General features: G+C 37.0%; 3 protein-coding genes. 2 read left to right on the top strand and 1 reads right to left on the bottom strand.

Annotated features, from left to right (window positions below; genetic code table 11):
* Positions 1–417 precede the first annotated feature (417 nt).
* A complete protein-coding gene (locus ACZQCL_RS04275) occupies positions 418–1,146 on the bottom strand; it encodes a sugar kinase (RefSeq protein WP_482481920.1) in 729 nt (242 codons plus the stop codon).
* 247 nt (positions 1,147–1,393) lie between these two features.
* Between ACZQCL_RS04275 and ACZQCL_RS04270 the strand changes: the two genes are divergently transcribed.
* Together ACZQCL_RS04270 and ACZQCL_RS04265 are read left to right on the top strand one after the other, a co-directional pair.
* Complete coding sequence (locus ACZQCL_RS04270; RefSeq protein ID WP_278511760.1) at positions 1,394–3,226, top strand: beta-glucoside-specific PTS transporter subunit IIABC; 1,833 nt, start codon at positions 1,394–1,396, stop codon at positions 3,224–3,226.
* A 10-nt stretch (positions 3,227–3,236) separates the two neighbouring features.
* Positions 3,237–3,608, top strand: a 372-nt coding sequence (locus ACZQCL_RS04265) for a family 1 glycosylhydrolase (protein ID WP_482481919.1), incomplete at its 3' end; no start/stop codon positions are given.

The following is a 3,608-nucleotide window of genomic DNA, read 5'->3' as shown; positions in this document are numbered from 1 at the left end:
TTCTTTTCCACGCGGAAAACTGCCATAGCTTCATCACTCCTTTGGTTGGATTTGTTACGCAGTAGAAACGCGGTTTTGAGGGAAAAGGTATCAACCCTTGCATTTCTCATTTCCGCGCTCTAAGAGCCGCATAAATCAAGGCTTCATTTGCCCTTACTGCGTAACATGAGGGCATAAAAAAGCAGCGTTCCTGTTCTCCAGTGTAGGAGTGAGAAACGCCGCCTTATAGGTGGTGTTATTTTATTTTTTCTTTTCGACGTGCCGCGTAAGGTGGTGTAGCGGTCTATCCGGCAGCCCGCAGGTGCTTTTTGCATATCAAGGCTCAATCCGTTAAAAGTAGTAAATGAGTAGTAAAATCAATTTGCAAACCTGCGAATATGCCCGTAAATCAAGCATTTTTCAAGACAATCAACTAATTTACCATACACTTGTCACACTCTTCACATTTGGGAATTGACGAGTAATTTCTAACATACCTTCTTTATACGTATCAATCTGATCAATACCTGTAGATAAGTTACCATCAAAGGCATGAATTCCTAGTGTTGCTTCAAAATCTTCATCATTGGCAATACATATATCTACATACTGCATTAAATCGCGCATGACAACTTGCGCTTGTTCTTTAGACCACATTTTTCCACGATAGTTTAAATCACAAATCACTTGAATATCATTTTCCTTACAATATTTCAAAGCACTTCTTACTGTATCCTCAACATATTTAGATACAGCTGGAGTTACGCCTGAAAAATAGAAAACATCTCCTGGCTCTAAGATATTTTCCCAATGATATTCACTTGGCTGAGATAGTGAAAAAGCACTAAATGCACGGTCATATACAACGTTTGTATTACGAATATCACTTCCTTTTTCAAAGAAGTAAATTCCTAAACGATCGCCTCCACGAAGCATATACTCTGTATTTACACCATAATGACGAACTTCACTCAACGCAGACATTCCCACTGGATTGTTTGGTACTTTAGATACAAAAGCACATTTATCTTCATACATCGCTAAACTTACGGCTACATTGGCCTCTGCACCACCATAACTTGCCTCAAAACCATCGCTTTGCATAATACGCAAGTTTTCAGGTGTTTTTAAACGAAGCATGATTTCTCCAAAAGTTACTACCTTCATAATATATATCCTCCATAAACTCTTTAATTATACCATTTTTTAATGTCTACTCATTCTTATTTTTTCGTCTTTTCATGAAAGGGATTTCAAAAAGTGCTTGTATTTTATTTTTAGCTATGCTATCATCCTACATGTAAATAACGGCTGTTACTGGTAATGCAGGCAAGACCAAGATATTTAAGTTGCATTTTTAATGCTCCTTTTATCTTGGTCTTTTTTATTGCCATCAGCCTAGAAAGAGGAGAATATGAATTATCAACAATTAGGAAATGATATCATCCAAAGCATTGGTGGTATCGACAACATCAAACAATTAACACATTGTGCAACTCGTTTAAGATTCGAATTTTATGACATGAATAAAGTCAACACCAAAAAAGTGGAATCTTTAAATGGCGTTATCAGCGTTGTAGAAAAAGGCGGGCAATACCAGGTTGTAATTGGCAATGAAGTGCAGTCTGTTTTTAGAGCCATTCAATCCCAAATGAAAGATGTCCCTTCTACTTCTCATGAAGAATCCGATGAAGAAAAAGGCAGTATTGTCAATCGTATTATCAGTGTAATTTCCACTACATTTACCCCTGTGATTCCAGCCCTAATCGGCGGTGGTATGATCAAAGCCGTATTATCTATTCTTGTTTTATTTAACCTAGTTAATGAAGCAAGTTCTACTTATGAAATCATCAACTTTATTTCCGATGCCCCATTCTATTTCATGCCTGTCCTTTTAGCTTATGGAGCCAGCCAAAAATTCAAAACAAGTCCAATCATGGCAATGACTATGGCATGTGCTCTTTTACACCCAACATGGTCAGGCTTAGTCGCTGCAGGAAGTCCATTAACATTCTTTGGAGCTCCTGTTGTATTAGTTGACTATGCATCAAGTGTAATTCCTATTATTTTAAGCGTGTGGATCATGTCTTACGTTGAAAAATTTGCCGAAAAATACTCACCATCTATTATCAAGTTTTTCTTAAAACCACTTTTAGTGATGTTTATCTCTGTACCAATCGCATTAATCATTGTTGGTCCATTAGGAAACTTATTAAACGATTTAGTACAATCTGGCGCTAACTATTTAAATGCACACGTAAGTTGGTTGATTCCAATGTTGATGGGAGCCTTCCAACCATTCTTAACACTAACAGGTACTGCATGGGCCATGACTCCAATTGCGACAAGTCAAATTTCTACACTTGGATATGAAATCGTAAATGGACCTGGTATGTTAGCAAGCAATATTGCACAAGGTGGTGCTACTTTGGCGGTTGCTCTAAAGGCAAAAGATGAAAACTTAAAATCTCTTGCATCTTCATCTGGATTTACAGCAGTTATGGGTATTACTGAACCATGTTTATATGGTGTCCTATTAAAATTAAAACGCCCATTTGTTGCTTCTATGATTGGTGGAGCTGCCGGAGGTATCTATGCAGGAATTACCGGCCTAGTTCGTTATGCCTTTGTTTCACCAGGATTAACTGCTATTCCAGCCTTCATTGGTAAAAACCCTATGAACGTAGTTCATGCCATTGTCACAATCATTATTTCTTTCGTTGTAGGTTTTGTCGCATCATGGATTTTAGGATTTAAAGAAGATGCACCACAAGAAGAAGTAGTAGCTACTGTTTCAAAAGATGAAATTGTCGCACCTTGTGATGGAACTGTAAAACCACTATCCGAAGTAAATGACGATGTCTTCTCACAAGAAATCATGGGAAAAGGTATCGCAATCGAACCAAGCACAGGAAATTTATATGCTCCTTGTGATGGAACAATTACTGTATGTTTCCCAACGGGTCATGCGATTGGATTAAAATCAAAGAATGGAACAGAAATTTTAATGCACGTAGGTATTGATACTGTTAATCTACAAGGAAAATATTTCAGTCCTCAAATTCAAGTCAATGAAGAAGTTAAAAAGGGACAGTTACTATTAACTTTTGATTTAGCCAAAATCAAAGAAGAAGGTTATGACACAACCACTCCAATCATCATCACAAATTCAAAGAATTTCAGTTCCCTTCAATTCGAAAATGATACAACCATTCAACATGGAAACAAATTAATTTCTTTAGCCTAGGAGGTAAACCATGCACTATTCTAAATTAAAAGACTTCCCTCAAAACTTTTTGTGGGGAGCATCTACCTCAGCATACCAAGTTGAAGGTGCCATTGATGAAGATGGTAAAAGCCCATCTATCATTGACATGTATGAACACCCAAGTGATGTTGCTGATTTCTCTGTAGCTTCTGATCATTATCATAGATATAAAGAAGATATTGCCCTATTTGCAGAAATGGGATTAAAAGCTTATCGTTTCTCTATCGCATGGACTCGTATCTTACCAAATGGAACGGGTAAAGTGAATGAAAAAGGCATCGAATTCTACAACAATGTCATTGATGAATGTCTAAAATACAACATCGAACCTGTTGTTACAATGTATCACTTTGATTTACCA

It is taken from the genome of Holdemanella sp. (assembly GCF_056804935.1).
Note: the sequence above shows the minus strand (reverse complement) of the source record. Positions and strands in the feature narration are given on the sequence as shown.

Bases quoted from the DNA above. Each gene is read 5' to 3' on its own strand.
- ACZQCL_RS04270 (WP_278511760.1), top strand. From the start codon at position 1,394: ATGAATTATCAACAATTAGGAAATGATATCATCCAAAGCATTGGTGGT.
- ACZQCL_RS04275 (WP_482481920.1), bottom strand. From the start codon at position 1,146: ATGAAGGTAGTAACTTTTGGAGAAATCATGCTTCGTTTAAAAACACCT.